Raw genomic sequence first — 17829 nt, 5'->3', positions numbered from 1 at the left:
CGAGCAAGCTCGCTCCCACATTGGATTTTCAGTGAACACAAACAAGTGAACAACCGAGAACCCTGTGGGAGCGAGCTCGCTCGCGAATGGAGCAACTCGATCTAGCAAGGCAGATGCCCCAACGGCAACGCTCCCGGGGCCTTCACCGTATGAATCGCAAAGTTGCTGCGGATATCACTCACCCCCGGCAGTTTGAGCAGGTAACCGCTGAGAAAACGGTCGTACGCACGAAGGTCTGGCACCACCACTTGCAGCAGGAAATCCGACTCCCCCGATACCAGAAACGCTGAAATCACCTCCGGCAATGCAGTGACCGCTTTGTAAAAGGCTTCAGCCTGTTGATCGTTGTGCCGCTCGACCTTGACCCCGACAAACACCGTCAATCCCAGCCCCACTTCATCGCGATCCAGATTGGCCTGGTACCCGCGAATCACCCCGGCCTCCTCGAGCATTCGCACGCGCCGCAAGCACGGCGACGCCGACAGGCCGATCTCGTTCGCCAGCTCGACATTGCTCAGGCGTCCGTCCCGCTGCAGTGCGGCGAGAATCTTGCGATCAAAAGCGTCGAGTTTCATGGTTGGCAGATTCCGATTGTGTCAGCAGAAAAAAGAAGCAGGTTATGCCAATCACGGTGGTTTTTGAAGCGGACTACGCAAGCACCCGCCCCGCCTTTCGGTCCTAGACTGACCTCACCAAATCGACAACGAAAGGGGTGTGGCATGGCGAGTCTCTGGCTGTTTTTCCTGGCATTGGCTGTGGTTTTTCTCTTGCCTGGGCCGGACATGATCCTGTTGCTGCAAACTGGCGCCCGTCAGGGTCGCGGTGCGGCGCTGGCCACCGCCATCGGTCTTGGGATTGCCAGGGGTTGTCATGTCGCGTTGGCGGCGCTGGGGCTGGCGGCGTTGTTCAAGGCGGCGCCGTGGACGTTCGAAGTGGTGCGGCTGGCCGGGGCGGCGTATCTGCTGTGGATCGGCATTCAATGCCTGCGCAGCACGCTGGTGCCGAACCTGAATGGCGCGGATGTTGCCCAGACTCAGGGGCAATGGCGTGAAGCGGTCCGGCGCGGCTTGCTAACCAATCTGCTCAATCCCAAGGCGCTGCTGTTCTGCTCGGTGCTGTTGCCACAATTCATCGTCGCCGAGGGTGCGCCCGTTCTGACCCAGTTCGCCATGCTCGGCATGCTGCTGGTCGGCGTCGGCCTGCTGTTTGACAGCGCCTACGCCTTGACCGGCGCGGCGCTGGGCCGTTGGCTGCAACACAGTCCAACGGCCCAGCGGGTTCAACAATGGCTGTTCGGCAGCCTGTTGATCGGCTTTGCGCTGCGCCTGACGTTCATCCAGCAAGCTTAGCTTTTACGTGCCTTGCGCTGCCGGCGAGTGATCAGCAACAAAGCCGTGCCAACCACCAGCAGGATCGCAGCGATCTGTACCGGCCATTTGTACGGCCGCAGCGTGGCGCGCACCGAATCGGTCACTTGGGTGACATAACGCTTGTCAGCGTTTTCGAAATCCGGATAGGGGCATTGATTGCCAAAATCCACCGCCCACGGCACGTAAGGCCCTTCCTTCACGTAGCGTTGATACAGCGCGCTTTGTTCTTCCAGGCTGCTGTTGAACCCGGCGGCGTTACACAACACGGCGGCGAACGCCTGACTGGTGTGGGGCAAATTATCGGCAGCACGACTGGCCAGAGCGGTGGCGACAAACCGATAGTGAAAACGCTGATCCGGCTGAGCTTCGCTGATTTTCTGGCGTTGAACCTCGGCTTCGCTCACCAGCGGCCCGACTTTCAACTCCGTGTTTTCCAGGCTGAAGCCGCCACCAAACACCGCGTAATCCGGCGCCACTTCATAACCGAGAATGTCCATGCCCCACTCGCGGGCGGTCCACGCCGCGTTGTACAGCGCGCTGGCGCGTCTGGTTGGCCACCACGCGGCATTCGCCTTGAGCCGCTGCTCGGCATAAAGACGAGCCTTGTGTTGCAGATCGGGGTTGTCGAAATAGCTGATAGCTGCCTCGTAATGCCCTTCGCGCAACAAACGTCGGCCTAACAGATTGCGCAATTTTGCCGCCACTGATAACGGCACATAGCTGTCGCGCTCCTCTTGGCTCAACACCGCGGGAGCTGGAACCGTTTCGTCGACATACTGCTTGAGTTCGTCGACCGTCAGTACCCGCTCGGCGACTGCTGCGGCATCGAACCAGTAGACGTCATTGCTGCGAAACAACTGCACGAAGGCTTGCAGGTATTCACCGCGTTGCAGTGCGAGAATTGCGCTTTCCCCCTCGACCCGACATTTAGGCTGGACCGTTTCATAGGCCCAGTCTGTCGTACGTCGGTAGCCCCAATCCTCGGTCTGCGGGAAGGCCTGTGCGGCTTTGGCGTAGGCTGCCGCGGCGGCATTTTTATCGCCGTCGCGCAGCGCCAGTTTCGCCCGCAACCACCAGGCGAGTCCGCCGTCGCCAGCGCTTTCGAGAAAAGCCTTGGCGCTGGCATAGTCACCCTGTTGATAATTCACCGCCGCCAGCCGATCGGCGTTTTCGAGGCTGCCACGGGTGGTGTTTTTCAGGAGCTTGACCAGTTTTTTCTCGTTCGGCGGTTCATCGCCGAACGACCAGCCCTGACGACTGAGCAACGATGCGGTGACAAGTTGCTGCACCGGTTTGTGTTCCAGCAATCGTGCCAGCTCACCCTCGGGCAGCTCCGCCAGCTCATTCATCAACTGCTTGAGCGAGGTGTTGCCTACCGCAGAACCGTGCAGGTTCTGCGCCTCATACAGTTCGATCGCGCCGGCCCAATCGCCAGTGGTGCGCAATATTCGCGCTTCTTCCCCGAGGCTGGCGACGCCGAGCTCCAGCGGATCGCTGAAACCGTCGATGCTCAGTTGGCGAGTCTGACGAAATGCTTCCCGCGATTTTTCCAGTGTCTCGACCCCATTGTTCGCCTCGGTGCTGATGGCAAACCAGGCGCGCCCCAGGGAGTACGCGGCCCACGTGCTGCGCAAGGAGCGCTGATCCGCCGGCAGCGCCAGCAGCCTGTCGAAATACTCAACCGCCAGCTGATGATTGCCTGTTGCGAACGCCACCGCGCCTGCCACGTAAAGACGAATCTCCGCTGGCAGACTGGCACCCTGCGCCTCGACCTGACGCGCATCCGTCAAACCGCGCAGCTGTTTCACCAGCGCCTGTTGTGCTGGCTTGAGCCCGACCTGCTCGGCCTTTTCACGCTGTTCGACCGTTTCAGTCGACTCCGCATAGGATTCGTTCGGGTTGTAGGTCGCGGCGGTGACGCTCTTCAGCCCGGCGATGGTTTTACCTAGGCGACTCAGCTCAAAGTTGAAGTTGCCCTCCGGCAGCTCCGCCATCGTCTGCCCGCGATTATCGAGCAGGCGCATCGGGAAGTCCGGGCCGCAGGCCAACGCCGAACCCAGCGGCAGGCTGAGGCTCAGGCAGAGCAGATGGCGGGGCCAGTTACGGGTCAACATGCGAACCTCCTTGATCAATATTTGCGCAACGCGCCCAACCAATGGCGCGCTGCCCGTTCGCTGGCAATCGGCCGTCGCGAAGGCGGGTGAAGGTAAGCAGATCCGGGCTTTGTTGCAACGAGTAACCGGCGAGCGCGTCAGCGCCTTCGCAATCCCGGGCCTTCAGGGTGATCTGTGCGGGCCAGGCGCTGTCGAGGTTGCCGGTGTTGTTGAGCTTGATGTCGTAGAGGCCGCTCTGCTCGCTGAACGTCACGTCGAGTTGGCTGTGCAGCGTATCGCCCCGCGCTACGGCGCCTAGCGTGGTCAAACTCCAGGCGCGACGGTCGTTGGCCAGCGGCAGGCGAAACCAGATCAGGCCGGCCAGATGTGGTGGCGGATCGTCACGCAGCGTTTTACCCAGTCGGTTCAGTTGCAGCGGATCGGCCAGCAATTCGCGGCGCTCTCCGCCACGTTCAAGCTGAACCTCGCTTTCCACAACCGGTGCGCCGCCGACATCCGGCAACAGCGCCACGCCATAGGCCGGTAGCGCCAGATAGAACGGTTTGTCGGTAAGCCGCGCCCACGCCTTGGCCCACTTCAACGCTTGATCAGGATCAAACAAGCCTCGCCGCGGATCGCTGACCGCATGCACTTGCAGCACGCTGCTGTCGACCGTGGCCAGCAGCGCAGGCAGCTGCGAACTGTCGAGCCACGCCGGCAGCGCAGTGATGCTCAGCGGCAACGTCGTCGGCAACGCGGAGCGCAGATGAGTGAGGAATTGTGCGTAGGCCGGCAGCCGCGAGTTGCCGGCGTCGTGGTCGATCTCTACGCCGCTCAGAGTTAGCCCCTGCGCCTGCCAATCTGCAACGACCTGAAGAATCTGCGCCGTGACCTGTTGCTGATCCAGCGCCTGGAGTTGGCCGTCGAGACGAATCACCGCGATCAACGGACGACCATCGTTCTTCAGCAGCGGCGCGTCGATGCGCGCCCGGCGCCATCCTTCATGGGGGAAGGCCTGCAACGCCAACACGCGCAGGGTGGAAAAATCACTTCGGCTGTCGCGCAATGCCGCCTTATGGGCGGGCGTCCATTGGCGTTGCCAGACATAGAGTTGCTGATCGAGTGGCGCTGCGGTCTGCTGATCGCACCCCACAAGTAACAGCAACGTGATCAGAATCGAATAACCAAACCGCATGAAGTCGCTAATCCCTGCCGACGAAAAATGCAGGGTACACAACATCCTGCAGGAGCTGTCGAGTGAAACGAGGCTGCGATCTTTTGATGATGATTTTTGGAAATCAGATCAAAAGATCACAGCGCCTACAGTGAGATCCAGCGATGACCTTGAGGTAAGCGGCTCAAGGCTTGCGGGCAATGATCACCTGACTTTTCGCCACCACCGTTTCCAGGGCATCTTTGATCTGCGCACCGCGGGGTGACGAGAGCAAGGCTTGCCAGGTATTGGCCCAGTGGTTGAGCAACGGGTGATCGGGGTTGCTCAGGTCGACCTTCGCCTCCCAGAACAGCAGCATCCACATCGACCAGTAAAAGCCGTACTGACTGTGGCTGATGACCTCAAGGCCGGCATCACTGACCATGGTCTTGAACTGTTCTTCGCTGATGATGCGTATGTGATTGGGCTTCTCGTAATACGCCGGTGCAGCAATGTCTTTTTGCAGGTCTTCGGAGCTCGGGTGCGGCACGCTCAACAGATACAACGCCCCCGACTGGCCGACGCGCACCAGTTCGGCGAGGAACTGCGCCGGATCGTCGACATGCTCGAGGACTTCGGTGGAGACCACGCGGGTGGCGGTGGCATCGGCAATCGGCAGTGGATTGCCATCGGTGACGTGACACTCGACACTGCGAGCCGGGGTTTCGCTCAAACGCTGGCGGGCCTGTTCGATCTTGTCGCCGTCAATGTCGGCGACAATGAGCCCGGCCCCACGCCTGCCACAAAACTGCATGTTGCCGCCGTCACCGCAGCCGACATCGATCACGATGTCATCCGCCGACACCGGGAAGCCTTTATAGAGCTCGCCCGTCTCCTCGTTGAACCAGCCACTGAGCTGGGCATCGTGCAGACCAAGCATGAACGGATCGACCTTCTCGGCGACCGGCGTGACCGCAGCGACGGGCGCAGCAACCGGGGCGGGGGTCGCCGCTGTGAGTTTTCTCAAAAAGCTCAGCATGAGGTGGCTCCAAAATTGATGTTCATGATCGGTTCGCCGCTCATGGCGTCTCTCCGGCGTCCAGCGGTTTGCGGGCGATGATCACCTGACTCTTGGGCATGAAACGGTCAAGCGTCTGCTTGATGGCCAGGCCTTCGGGTTGATCGAGCAAGTCCTGCCAGGTTCTGGCCCAGCTCTCCATCAATGGCATGAACGGCTCCTGGATTCGATCCCGTACCGCACCGGCAGGATCCCGACCGGCTGCACGTTCGCCGGCCCAGAAAAAGATCATGCCCATCACCCAGAAAAAACCATTGGCCTGACGATGCTCGATCACCAGGCCTGCGTCCTCTACCAACGCGGCGAAGCGCTCCGCGGTATAAATCTGCACATGATTGGGTGACTGGTAGTAACTGGCCGGAGCAATGCCTTTTTGCAGGTGTTCGCCAATCGGCGCCGGCACGCTGAGCAGGTATTGCGCGCCGGGACGGCCCATGCGCACCAGTTCGGCCATGAACGGCTCAGGCTGGTCGATATGCTCCAGCACTTCCATGCACACCACTTTGCTCGCGCAACCATCGGCCAGCGGCAACGGCAAACTGTTGCTGACCAGCCCGAGATTCGCCTGGCGGCTTTGCGCTTCGACCTGACGAGCAAGGTCGCGCACCTTGTCCAGTTCACTGTCGGTGAAGATCACCGAGGCGCCTTGGCGGACCGCAAACAGTGTCGCTACACCTTCGCCGCAACCTACATCGAGCAACGTATCGTCAGCCGTGATTGCAAAGCCCTTGAGCAACTCGCCGCTGTCACCCAAAAACCAACCGTCGAGGACGGCGTCACGCAAACCGACGTCGCGCGGCGACACCGTATCGCGCGGAGCCGGCGTGGGCTCTGGCAAGGAGACCGCTACAGGTACCGGGCGAAAGCGGGCGAGCAGACGCCGGATCATGCGCCCGAGGCTTCCACGGATGCCGCCCCGGCAGTGGCTGAGCGCTGGGCAAAAAATGTCCGTAAACGCTGTTCGGCGGTGGCCTGGCTACAAAACCGTTGCAGGCTGTGCACGGCTTCGGCCGACATCGCGGCGTAACGCGGCTCATCGGTTTTCGCCACCTCATAACTGGCGCGATAGGCCGCACACAGCGAATCCCAGTGGGTCATGTAACGCATCGTGCGGTAGGCAGCGCGTGGGTCATGCGGCCAGGCCGTCAGCTCTTCGGTGAAGTCGACGATAAACGCGTTGTCGCTGTTCACGTAGTCGGCCATCGCCGTGTTCAGCGGCGCGATGGCCGGTTTGCCGCATGACATGAATTCCATCAGCGGCAGGCACTGACCTTCACCATAGGAACTGTTGACCACGTAGCTGGTGGCTTGCACCAGCCGTTCGTAATCACCGTCCGCCAGATAGCCGTGAATCAGCACGATCCGGCATTGGTAGGCCTGGTTCTTGTACAAGTGGTGGAGCATGTCGGTGAGCGCATTGGCGATGTCGTGGTGCGTGAGTTTCAGCACCAGCGTCGCATCGGCAGTGTCGCGGAACGTCGTGCAGAACGCGCTGATCATGTCCTGCCAGTTCTTGCGCCCGTCGTAAGGGTTGAACACCGAGGTGTAGACCACGCCTTCGAGCTGCAACGGGCAATCCTGCGCCGGCGCGGCAAAGGACATCGGGGTGCCTTCGCAGCGTCCGGGTGGCCCGTAAGGCCGCAGGTCGACGGTGCGACTGTCGATCAGCAGCCCACGCAGGTTCAGCGTGACCGGCTCGACCACGGGGCGTCGTTCCAGGTGCTCACCGCGTGCGGCGAAGCGATCCCACACCGGCGCGGGGATCGCACAGACCGGATAGTCGTCGCCCATCACATCGCGCACGGTATTGACCGTGAATGTCGAATGGGTAATCGCCCGGCCACAGGCTTCAAGCACCACACGCCAGTCGTGGCGCGGTTCGCCCTGCCAGCTCTCGGTGGGAATGGTGCTGAACTCCCAGGCAAACACCGGGATGGTCGGGCAGGCGTAATGAATCGGCGTGCGGTGCGGCGGCGAGAACGACAGATAGACGCACTCTTCACCCCGGCTCAGACAGTCGAAATACAGACGATCCACCAGTTCGTCGGGGTTGCTGACTTCGATGACCTGACCAATGCGCTCCAGCACCGGGCGGAATTCCTTGAGCACAAAGTAGTAGCTGTACTCGGGCCGTCCGAGGTTTTGCTGGATGTTGCTCTTGTTGGTTTCCGAATGAATGATGATCAACATGAGGCAGACCTCGGCTCGGCTGTCAGCGGCGTGGTTTCACCCTGCGCCTTGAGCCCGAAAAACTGCATCACGCGCTGCTGAACCGGGGCAAAGCCGCAGTAATCGCGCATGCGCTCATTGGCTGCCGCGGCCATCGCCTGATACCCATCCGGATGGTTTTTGGCCATGGCGTAACTGTCCTCATAAGCAGCTTTCAACGAGCCCCAGTCCGGGCGATGGCGCAGGGTGCGGTAGAGGATGCGCACATCCTCCGGCCAGATCGTCGGCTCATGGCTGGACTTGACGACGAATCCGACCCGCTCATCGATATAGTCGTGCATCGCCGTGTGATTCGGGGCAATCACCGGTTTGGCGCAGGACATGAATTCCATCAACGGCAGGCACAAACCTTCGCAGCGCGAAGCGTTGACGTAGAAACTCGCGGCACCGTAAAGCCTGGCGAACTCCTCGTCGTCCAGATAGCCGTGCATGACCACCACCCGACAGGCAAACGGCGAGAGTTGCGAGAGCAAGGTGATCAAGTGAACGTAGTAGCTCGACAAGTCGTTCTGGGTGATTTTCAACACCAGCGTGGCGTCTTCGTTGTCACGCATGGCCCAGCAGAAAGCGGTGATCAGGTGATGCCAGTTCTTGCGACCGTCGGCGGGATTGAACACGCTGACATAGACCACGCCACTGACGTCGATCTGTACTTGCTCGCTGGTGTCGGGCAACGCCGCTGGCGGATGCGCGTCAGGTTGCATCGCCTCGCTCACGGTGGTGGGCACCGGCAAGGGTGCTGCTGGCGGGGGCGGCGTGCGCAATTTGGTCAGTTGCTGGCGGATGGCGCCCGGCACCACATCGCACACGGCTTCGCGATACCACATCAGCAGGTTGTGCTTGAGTAAAAACAACGGTGGGTGTTCGGCAGGCGCCGTCAGCGCCCGGTAGCTTTCGCGCAAGTAGTGTTTGGAAATGAATACGCGTCGGCGCAAGGTCAGTGGCACAGGTGCTTCGGGTTGGGGTTCCGGTTCCGGTTCCGGTTCTGGTTCCACCAGGCCGCGAGTTTCCAGCTCCTGCTCATTGAATATCGGCGCGATCAAGCCATCGGCGGACAGCCCCAGCGCGCGGCTGTCGATGATGCAGCCCTTGATCTGCAGCGTGGTGCCCGGGTTAACCGGGACACTTGGATAGTCTCTGCGCACGTGCGCAAAGCGCTCCCACAACGGTGTGGGCAGCACCAACACGGGGAAGTCTTCACCCAAAGTCCGGCGGATCGCCCGCGCGGTATGAGTGGACAAGGTAATCACCCGGCCATGACGTGCCAGGGTCTGGCTCCAGTCCTGACGAGGATCGTCGTCGCAGCACTCGGACGGGATCGAGTCATACTCCCAGGCAATCACGCAAACCATCGGGCACTGCAGATCGATCGGGGTTTTGTGCGGTGGCGTAAACGAAAGGAACAGGCATTCCTGACCGGCCTCGCTCAACTGCCGGTGCAGCGGATCGACCTCGTCGACCGACGCCACCACATGCACGCGGCCAAGGCTTTCCAGCACCGGCCGATAAGCCTTGAGCACGAAGTAGTAACTGTATTCGGGACGCCCGAGACTCTGGCTGATGGAACTGTCGTTGACGTCCGAGTAAAGAATGAAATTCATGGCATCCCACGATGAAGCAGCCATCCCGACCGCTTCATGCTATGACGGCCCGACGTCGGATCAAGTCGGCATCACCGGGGCTTGAGCTTCATCTACAGGCACGTCTTCGTTCTTGTTTTAGTGGTTGGTTTCACCCTGTTGCGCAACACCCACGGTGAACTTTGGGGCATCGCGACGAAGGGCATTCTAAACACATCCGTCGAGGATTCGTGAACCGCACGAGGAGAATAATCTGACTACGCTAACGAGAACTGACCAGTCACGGTTTGCCTGTTGAAATTGCCGCGCAATTGGCACAGATTGGCATCAAACAACTACAACAACTGACTTCGCCCGTCGTCCTGCCGGTTTTTTCTACCGGTCTGACAGACTTCTCCTTAAAGCCTGTGGGAAAGTGGCGCAAGTTCAAGACCAAGGGGTCGCGGTTTGAAAAAACGTCTGTTCATCACGGGCCTCAGTGGCTTCGTGGGACAACATATTCAGTCACGATTGGCGCTACCCGATTCGTCGTGGGAGCTTTTGCCTGCCGCAACGCCCTACGATCTGACGGACGCGGGCAGTCTTGTCGATCTCTGGCCTCAAGTACCCGACGCGGTCATCCATCTGGCCGGGCAGACGTTCGTCCCCGAAGCCTTTCGCGATCCGGCGCGCACACTCGACATCAATCTCCTCGGCACCCTCAACCTGTTGCAAGCCCTCAAGGCGCGCGGCTTTGCTGGCACGTTCCTGTACGTCAGCTCCGGCGACGTCTACGGCCAGGTCGGCGAAAGCGCTCTGCCGATCACCGAACTGCAACCGCCCTGCCCGCGCAACCCTTATGCGGTGAGCAAACTCTCGGCGGAGTTCCTCAGTCTGCAATGGGGCATGAGCGAACAGTGGCCGGTGCTGGTAGCGCGGCCATTCAATCACATCGGCCCCGGGCAGAAAGACAGCTTCGTCATCGCCAGTGCCGCCCGCCAGATCAGTCGCATCAAACAAGGCCTGCAAGCGCCACAGCTGGAAGTCGGCGACATCGACGTGAGCCGCGACTTCCTTGATGTCGGCGACGTGATTTCGGCCTACTTCGCACTGCTTGAAAAAGGCCAACCGGGGCAGGTTTACAACATCTGCTCGGGGCGCGAGCAAAGTATCCGCAGCCTGATCGAGCAATTGGCAGATCTGGCCGAAGTCGAGCTGCAACTGGTTCAGGATCCGGCGCGCATGCGGCGTGCCGATCAACGCCGCGTTTGCGGCAGCCACGCCAAACTGGCCACAGCCACCGGATGGGCGCCAGACATCACCACACAACAATCCCTGCGGGCGATCCTGTCCGACTGGGAGAAGCGAGTACGACAAGAATGACAAAAAGTGCATTGATTACAGGCATCACCGGCCAGGATGGCGCGTACCTGGCCAAACTGTTACTCGACAAGGGTTACAAGGTTTACGGCTTTGTGGCTCGGCGCAGCAGCGATTCACGCTGGCGCCTGCGCGAGATGGGCGTCGAGGCCGACATCGTCTACCTGGACGGTGACATGGCCGACGCCTGCTCCGTACAGCGCGCCGTGATCAAGTCGACCCCGGACGAGGTGTACAACCTGGCGGCGCAAAGCTTCGTTGCCGCTTCCTGGGATCAGCCGGTGACCACCGGCATCGTCGATGGCCTGGGCGTCACTCACTTGCTCGAAGCGATCCGCCAGTTCAGTCCGCACACACGGTTCTATCAGGCCTCGACCAGCGAAATGTTCGGTCTGATCCAGGCTGAGCAGCAGGACGAGAACACGCCGTTCTACCCGCGCAGCCCGTACGGCGTGGCCAAGTTGTACGGTCACTGGATCACCGTCAACTACCGCGAAAGCTTCAACCTGCACGCCAGCAGCGGCATCCTGTTCAACCATGAATCACCGCTGCGCGGTATCGAGTTCGTCACGCGCAAGGTCACCGACGCCGCCGCCCGTATCAAGCAAGGCAAACAGCAGGAGCTGAGCCTGGGCAACATCGACGCCAAACGCGACTGGGGTTTTGCCGGCGATTATGTCGAAGCCATGTGGCTGATGCTGCAACAGGACAAGCCCGACGATTTTGTGGTCGCCACCGGTGTCACCACCACGGTGCGCGAAATGTGCCGCATCGCCTTCGATCACGTCGGCCTCAACTACCGTGATTACGTGAAGATCGACCCGGCGTTTTTCCGTCCGGCCGAAGTCGAAGTGCTGCTCGGCAATCCGGCCAAGGCTCAGCGCGTGCTGGGCTGGAAGCCGAAAACCGACCTGGATACCTTGATCCGCATGATGATGGATGCGGACATGAAACGCGTCGCCAAGGAGTAGGCCATGCTGATCCCCGTGATTCTGTCCGGCGGTGCCGGCACCCGTTTGTGGCCGGTGTCCCGCGAGGGCCATCCCAAGCCGTTCATGACCCTGCCCGACGGCGAGTCGCTACTGGGCAAGACGTACCAGCGTGCGGCAGCGTTGCTAGACGGTTGGGGCGACATTGTCACGGTGACCAACCGCGAGTACTACTTCCAGAGCAAGGATCACTACTGCGCCGCCCACCTGTCGCGCCATCGCGGGCACTTCCTGCTGGAGCCGACCGGGCGTAACACCGCACCGGCCATCGCCGCAGCGGCGCTGTCGCTGCAAGCCTTGCATGGCGATGACGCGATCATGGTGGTGATGCCGGCCGACCACTTGATCGTCAATCAAGGCGCGCTGAAAAGTGCGGTCGAGCACGCGGTCAATCTGGCGAAAGACGGTTATCTGGTGACCTTCGGCGTGATCCCGACAGGTCCGGAAACCGGCTTCGGCTACATCGAAACCGGTGCGCCACTGGACGCCAAAGGCGCGGCCAAAGTGCAGCGCTTCGTGGAAAAACCCGACCTGCAAACCGCCACGCATTATCTGGAGAGCGGCAACTTCCTGTGGAACTCGGGCATGTTCTGCTTCACCACCGCGACGGTGATTGCCGAACTGCAACGGCACGCTCCCGAGCTTCTGGAACAGACCCGCGCCTGCATGGCGGCCAGTGCCCCCGTAGAAACCGTTGGCTGCCTGCAACAGGAATTGTCGCCGGCGCTGTTCGCTGAAATTACCGACATCTCCATCGACTACGCGCTGCTGGAGCGCTCGGAGAAAGTCGTGGTGGTGCCCGCCGGTTTTGACTGGAGTGACATCGGTTCGTGGAACGCCGTCGCTGCCCTGGTGCCAGCCGATGCCGACAACAACCGCGCCAACGGCGAAGCGATTTTCATCGACAGCCACGACAACTTCGTCCAGAGCGAAGGTCGGCTGGTGGCCGCCGTGGGCGTGGATAACCTGATCGTGGTCGACACCGCCGATGCCGTGCTGATTGCCCACGCGGACCGCGCGCAGGATGTACGGCGCGTCGCCAAGCAACTCAAGGACAAATCCCACGAAGCCTATCGCCTGCATCGTACGGTCAGCCGCCCCTGGGGCACCTACACCGTGCTCGAGGAAGGTCCGCGCTTCAAGATCAAGCGCATCGTGGTCAAACCCGGCGCCAAGCTGTCCCTGCAAATGCACCATCACCGCAACGAACACTGGGTGGTGGTCGAAGGCATGGCCAAGGTCACCAACAATGGCGACGGCACCCATCTCGTGGCCAAGAATGAATCGACGTTCATTGCCGCCGGCCACAAACATCGCCTGGAAAACCCCGGCGTGATCGACCTGGTGATCATCGAAGTGCAAAGCGGCGAATACCTGGGAGAGGACGACATCGTCCGCTTCGAAGACCAATACGGCAGGACGGTTTGAATGCTGCTTTCCCTGTACCGCTCGCTGCGCAGCTACCGTGGATTCATCCTCGGTAGCGTCAAGCGAGAGTTTCAAGCGCGGTATCGCAACTCGCTGTTTGGTGCGCTGTGGACCGTACTCAATCCGCTGTCGATGATCATCGTCTACACGGTGATCTTTTCCCAGATCATGCGCGCACGTCTGCCAGGGGTGGACGATGGCCTGGCCTACAGCGTCTACCTGTGCGCCGGCCTGCTGACGTGGGGGCTGTTCGCAGAAATCACTACGCGCAGCCAGAGCATGTTTCTGGAAAACGCCAACCTGCTGAAAAAAATCAGCTTCCCGCGCATTTGCCTGCCCGTGATTGCGCTACTCAATGCCGGCATTAACTTCGCGATTATTCTGGGGCTGTTTTTCGGCTTTCTGCTGATCAGCGGACGCCTGCCCGGCATGGCCTTGCTGGCGCTGATACCCCTGTTGATTCTGCAAGTGGTCTTCGCCGCCGGACTCGGCATGCTGCTGGGCATTCTCAATGTGTTCTTTCGCGATGTCGGACAAATGTTCGGCATCTGCCTGCAATTCTGGTTCTGGCTGACACCGATCGTGTATCCGCTGTCGATCCTGCCGCCAGGCATCCAGCACGTGATCAGCCTCAACCCGATGACGGCGTTGATGAACAGTTACCAGAATGTATTCCTCTACAACCAATGGCCGGACTGGTCCTCCCTGACGCCGTTGCTGATCATCGGACTCGTGCTCTGCGCCATGGCGCTGCACCTGTTCCGCCAACGGGTGGGTGAAATGGTGGATGAACTCTGATGGGGCACATACGCGTCAGTGGCCTGGCCAAGGCTTACAAACAGTACCCCAATCGCTGGAGCCGGTTGTTTGAATGGCTGGTGCCGTTTTCCCGGCCCCGGCATCACTTGCACTGGGTCTTGCAGGACGTTGACTTCGAGATTCAGCCGGGCGAAGCCGTAGGCATTGTCGGCGTCAACGGCGCGGGCAAAAGTACTCTGCTGAAGATGATCACCGGCACCACTCAACCGACCTGCGGACAGATCCAGTTGCAAGGTCGTGTCGCCGCGCTGCTGGAACTGGGCATGGGTTTCCACCCCGACTTTACCGGTCGCCAGAACGCTTTCATGGCCGGTCAGTTGCTGGGGATGCAGGTCGAAGAGATCGACGCGTTAATGCCGCAAATCGAAAGTTTTGCCGAAATCGGCGAAGCCATCGATCAGCCGGTGCGCACCTACTCCAGCGGCATGCAGATGCGTCTGGCGTTCAGTGTCGCCACTGCGCGGCGCCCGGACATCCTGATCGTCGACGAAGCGCTGTCGGTCGGCGATGCCTATTTCCAGCACAAAAGCTTCGAGCGCATCCGCAGTTTCCGCAAGGCCGGCACCACGCTGCTGATTGTTTCCCACGACCGCTCGGCCATCCAGTCGATCTGCGATACCGCGATCCTTCTGGAAAACGGGCGCCTGGCCATGCGCGGCAAGCCCGAAGAAGTCATGGACTACTACAACGCCATGCTCGCCCAGCGTGAAGGCCAGATCGTCCGTCAGGAAATGCTCGCCAACGGCCAGGTGCAAACCATTTCCGGCACCGGCGAAGCCGCAATCATCAGCGTGCGCCTGCTCGATGCGCAGGGGCGCAGCCTCGAAGTGGCGGAAGTCGGCCAACCCGTGGTGCTGGAAGTTCAGACAGAAGTACGGCAAGACATCGAACGGCTGATTCTCGGCTTCATGATCAAGGATCGCCTGGGCCAGGCGATTTACGGGATCAATACCCATCGCCTCGACAAACCGGTCGTCGAGCTCAGTGCCGGTGATCGCGTAACGTTCCGCTTCGCCTTTGACATGCGCCTGGGCAAGGGCAGCTATTCGGTGGCGCTGAGCCTGTCGCGGCTGGATTCGCACCTGGATCGCAACTTCGAGTGGCGCGACTACGGCTTGATCTTCCATGTGATCAACAACCGTCAGGAAGACTTCGTCGGCTGCGCCTGGCTGCAAGCGCACACTGAAATCACTCGCTCCAGTGGCAACCTCTCACCAACGCCTGATACGGAGATCTCGCGATGACGCGATTGTTGGTGGAATGCACTTACGTCTTCGAACACCCAAGCGCCAACTCGGGCATTCAGCGCGTGGTCCGCAACGTCATCCAGCAATTGCCGGCCGCCGACGAGAACGTTGAATGCATTCCGGTGGTGATGATCGGTGGTGGTCTTTATCAGGTTAAGAGCCTGGCACCACTTAAATCGCCGAAGCTGGATCTGATCGGCCTGCGGGTGAAACTCGAGCAATGGGCCAATGCCTTCTGGTTGCGCCACCGTGCATTGGAGCGCCGCCGTCCGTTCAGCCAGTCGCATTTCGCTCGCCGCGTGTTGTACGTCGGTTGCCGGCTGAGCGCTTTCGCCTGTTTCAGCCTGCCGATGCGCTTGCTGGAGCGAGCCCTCAAGGGCAAGCAGATTCCCGAGCGCTGCGTGCCGTTACAGCATCGGGCCGGCGATCAACTGGTACTGCTGGACTCGTCCTGGCACGCCAATTTTTTCCCTCTGGCCGAGCAACTCAAGCGTGACGGGGTCGGTATCGTTTCGGTGATCTATGACCTGATCCCACTGACCCATCCGCAGTTCTGCGATGCCGGATTGGTCAACGTGTTCAACGACTGGTTCGACTGGATCGCCCGCACAGCGGACGGCTACGTGGCAATTTCGACGACCATCCGCGATCAGGTGCGTGAGGAAATGCTGCGGCGCATCGGTTCGCAACAGGTCGCACAGCGCTGGTTCGATTATTTCCACCTCGGCTCGGAACTGGACTTGAGCGACGCCGATACCAAGGTCGATCAAGGCTTGCTGCACATGTTCAAAACAGCGGAGCCGGTGTTCCTCATGGTCAGCACCATCGAGCCGCGCAAAAACCACGCTTACCTGCTCGACGCCTTCGAGCGCGCCTGGGCCACGGGGTCCAAAGCGCGGTTATGCATCGTCGGCAAAATCGGCTGGAAGTGCGAAGCGTTGATCGAACGCATCCGCCGGCATCCCGAGTTGAACCGCCGCCTGTTCATGTACAACACACTCTCGGACAAAAGCCTCGAACACGCCTACTCCCATGCGACGGCGCTGGTGTTCCCTTCCTACGTCGAAGGGTTCGGCCTGCCACTGGTGGAAGCGATGCAACGCGGTTTACCGGCGATGGCCAGTGATATCCCGGTGTTTCGCGAGATCGGCGGCGATTACATGGCGTATTTCGACCTGGCCAACCCGCAGAGCCTGACCCAGTTGATCACCGACATGGAACGCAGCCAGGTCTTTCCAGCACCGCTGAGCCTGGAACAGTGGCGCTGGCTGAGCTGGCGTGAAGCGAGTGCGCAACTGGTTGAACGCATCGAGCGCAATTTGCATCCTTCGCCGGCAACCCCGGAGAGCCAGCATGCGCATTGCTCTTAACGCCCGGATTCTACAGGCGCCGCGCACCGGCATCGGCCACTACGTCGCCGAACTGGTCAACGCCTTGCGCAGCGAACCCGACGTCGAAATGAGGCTGTTTCATGGCTGGGGCTGGAGTTCGGCGCTACCGGAAGCGGCAATGCCCGGCTATTCGCGTTTGACGCCACTGCTGCGGCAGATTCCCGGAGCCTATCAGGCACGGCGCTGGATGGAGCAAAAGCGCTTCGATCAGGGCCGCGCGCAAGGCATCGACCTGTATCACGAGCCCAGTCTGTGGCCCCTGGCTTTCGACGGCCCGACGGTGATCACCCTGCACGATCTGACGCATCTGCATTTTCCCGAGACTCAGCCGTCGGCTCGGCTCAGGGAAATCGAACGTCGGCTGGCCCTTGGCGTCGAGCAAGCGCAGGTGATTCTGACCGACTCACAGGCGATTGCCGACGAGGCGCAAGACTATTTCGGACTGCCCGCCGAGCGTTTTGTGGTGGCGCCACTGGGCGTCGCCGAGCGGTTTCATCCACGCGAAGCCCACACGATCAGCGCGGTACTCAAGGCGCATGCCGTGCAGGCTCGCGAGTATTTCCTGTGTGTCGGCACGCTGGAGCCACGCAAGAACCTGAGCCTGGCGTTGCGCGCCCATGCCCTGCTGCCGGAAGCGGTGCGCGAACGCTTTCCGCTGTTGATCGTCGGCATGGCCGGTTGGCAGCGTGAGCAGTTCAGTGACGAGCTGCGCCAGGCGTTGGCCAGTGGAAATGTTTGCCTGCTCGGCTACCTGCCTGATGAACAAGTGGCGCAACTGCTGGCCGGCGCTCGGGCACTGATTTTTCCTTCGCTGTATGAAGGCTTCGGCCTGCCGGTACTGGAGGCGATGGCCAGCGGCACGCCGGTGGTGGTCACTCGCTCTTCGGCCATGCCGGAAGTGGCGGGTGCTGCCGGCAACTATATCGACGCCGACGATGCAAACGGCTTGCGCGATGCGATGAGCCGACTGATCGACGATCAAACACATTGGCAGGCATGCCGAGAAGCCGGCTTGCAGCAGGCGCGGTTTTTTTCCTGGCAGCGTTGCGCACAGGCCACGGCCGGAGCCTACCGCCAGGCCATGGGAGGTTGA

15 protein-coding genes are annotated in these 17829 nt (G+C 60.8%); 8 read left to right on the top strand and 7 right to left on the bottom strand.

What is annotated here, in order from left to right; genetic code table 11:
- Window positions 1-101: 101 nt before the first annotated feature.
- Window positions 102-575, bottom strand: a complete 474-nt coding sequence (locus tag AB4P91_RS05815; RefSeq protein ID WP_395604468.1) for an Lrp/AsnC family transcriptional regulator — start codon at window positions 573-575, stop codon at window positions 102-104.
- A gap of 144 nt (window positions 576-719) precedes the next feature.
- Between AB4P91_RS05815 and AB4P91_RS05810 the strand changes: the two genes are divergently transcribed.
- Window positions 720-1349, top strand: a complete 630-nt coding sequence (locus AB4P91_RS05810) for a LysE family translocator (protein WP_395604467.1) — start codon at window positions 720-722, stop codon at window positions 1347-1349.
- Here AB4P91_RS05810 and AB4P91_RS05805 read toward each other — a convergent pair.
- The 6 genes from AB4P91_RS05805 to AB4P91_RS05780 form a co-directional block, all read right to left on the bottom strand.
- On the bottom strand, window positions 1346-3484 hold the full coding sequence (locus AB4P91_RS05805; protein WP_395604466.1) for a hypothetical protein: 2139 nt from the start codon (window positions 3482-3484) through the stop codon (window positions 1346-1348). The two genes, AB4P91_RS05810 and AB4P91_RS05805, sit on opposite strands and share 4 nt — an antisense overlap.
- Window positions 3471-4658 (bottom strand): DUF3142 domain-containing protein, encoded by a 1188-nt coding sequence (locus tag AB4P91_RS05800; RefSeq protein ID WP_150593359.1) that lies wholly within the window; start codon window positions 4656-4658, stop codon window positions 3471-3473. Before AB4P91_RS05800 ends, AB4P91_RS05805 begins: the two co-directional genes overlap by 14 nt.
- Window positions 4659-4821: 163 nt before the next feature.
- A complete protein-coding gene (locus AB4P91_RS05795; RefSeq protein ID WP_395604465.1) occupies window positions 4822-5655 on the bottom strand; it encodes a class I SAM-dependent methyltransferase in 834 nt (277 codons plus the stop codon).
- Between the two features lie 40 nt (window positions 5656-5695).
- Window positions 5696-6583 (bottom strand): class I SAM-dependent methyltransferase, encoded by an 888-nt coding sequence (locus tag AB4P91_RS05790; RefSeq protein ID WP_395604464.1) that lies wholly within the window; start codon window positions 6581-6583, stop codon window positions 5696-5698.
- A complete protein-coding gene (locus AB4P91_RS05785) occupies window positions 6580-7884 on the bottom strand; it encodes a glycosyltransferase (RefSeq protein ID WP_150688265.1) in 1305 nt (434 codons plus the stop codon). The genes AB4P91_RS05790 and AB4P91_RS05785 overlap by 4 nt, the downstream gene beginning before the upstream one ends.
- Window positions 7878-9524 carry a glycosyltransferase gene (locus tag AB4P91_RS05780; RefSeq protein ID WP_395604463.1) on the bottom strand — a complete coding sequence of 549 codons (1647 nt, stop codon included), beginning with the start codon at window positions 9522-9524 and terminating at the stop codon, window positions 7878-7880. Before AB4P91_RS05780 ends, AB4P91_RS05785 begins: the two co-directional genes overlap by 7 nt.
- Before the next feature lie 426 nt (window positions 9525-9950).
- Between AB4P91_RS05780 and AB4P91_RS05775 the strand changes: the two genes are divergently transcribed.
- Genes AB4P91_RS05775 through AB4P91_RS05745 form a run of 7 tightly spaced genes read left to right on the top strand, consistent with a single transcriptional unit; the run spans window position 9951 to window position 17829 of the window.
- On the top strand, window positions 9951-10865 hold the full coding sequence (locus AB4P91_RS05775) for a GDP-mannose 4,6-dehydratase (protein ID WP_150595897.1): 915 nt from the start codon (window positions 9951-9953) through the stop codon (window positions 10863-10865).
- Window positions 10862-11833, top strand: a complete 972-nt coding sequence (gene gmd, locus AB4P91_RS05770) for a GDP-mannose 4,6-dehydratase (RefSeq protein WP_150593353.1) — start codon at window positions 10862-10864, stop codon at window positions 11831-11833. The genes AB4P91_RS05775 and gmd overlap by 4 nt, the downstream gene beginning before the upstream one ends.
- Window positions 11834-11836: 3 nt before the next feature.
- Complete coding sequence (locus AB4P91_RS05765; RefSeq protein WP_395604462.1) at window positions 11837-13279, top strand: mannose-1-phosphate guanylyltransferase/mannose-6-phosphate isomerase; 1443 nt, start codon at window positions 11837-11839, stop codon at window positions 13277-13279.
- Window positions 13280-14077, top strand: a complete 798-nt coding sequence (locus AB4P91_RS05760; protein ID WP_150595895.1) for an ABC transporter permease — start codon at window positions 13280-13282, stop codon at window positions 14075-14077.
- Window positions 14077-15342, top strand: coding sequence for an ABC transporter ATP-binding protein (locus AB4P91_RS05755; RefSeq protein WP_395604461.1), 1266 nt, complete (start codon window positions 14077-14079; stop codon window positions 15340-15342). Before AB4P91_RS05760 ends, AB4P91_RS05755 begins: the two co-directional genes overlap by 1 nt.
- Window positions 15339-16715: a glycosyltransferase family 1 protein gene (locus AB4P91_RS05750; RefSeq protein ID WP_150593349.1), complete on the top strand. Its 1377-nt coding sequence runs from the start codon at window positions 15339-15341 to the stop codon at window positions 16713-16715. The genes AB4P91_RS05755 and AB4P91_RS05750 overlap by 4 nt, the downstream gene beginning before the upstream one ends.
- Window positions 16699-17829 carry a glycosyltransferase family 1 protein gene (locus tag AB4P91_RS05745; protein WP_150593348.1) on the top strand — a complete coding sequence of 377 codons (1131 nt, stop codon included), beginning with the start codon at window positions 16699-16701 and terminating at the stop codon, window positions 17827-17829. The genes AB4P91_RS05750 and AB4P91_RS05745 overlap by 17 nt, the downstream gene beginning before the upstream one ends.

The sequence above is a fragment of the Pseudomonas sp. B21128 genome, assembly GCF_044218865.1.
Lineage (GTDB): Bacteria > Pseudomonadota > Gammaproteobacteria > Pseudomonadales > Pseudomonadaceae > Aquipseudomonas > Aquipseudomonas iridis.
Note: the sequence above shows the minus strand (reverse complement) of the source record. Positions and strands in the feature narration are given on the sequence as shown.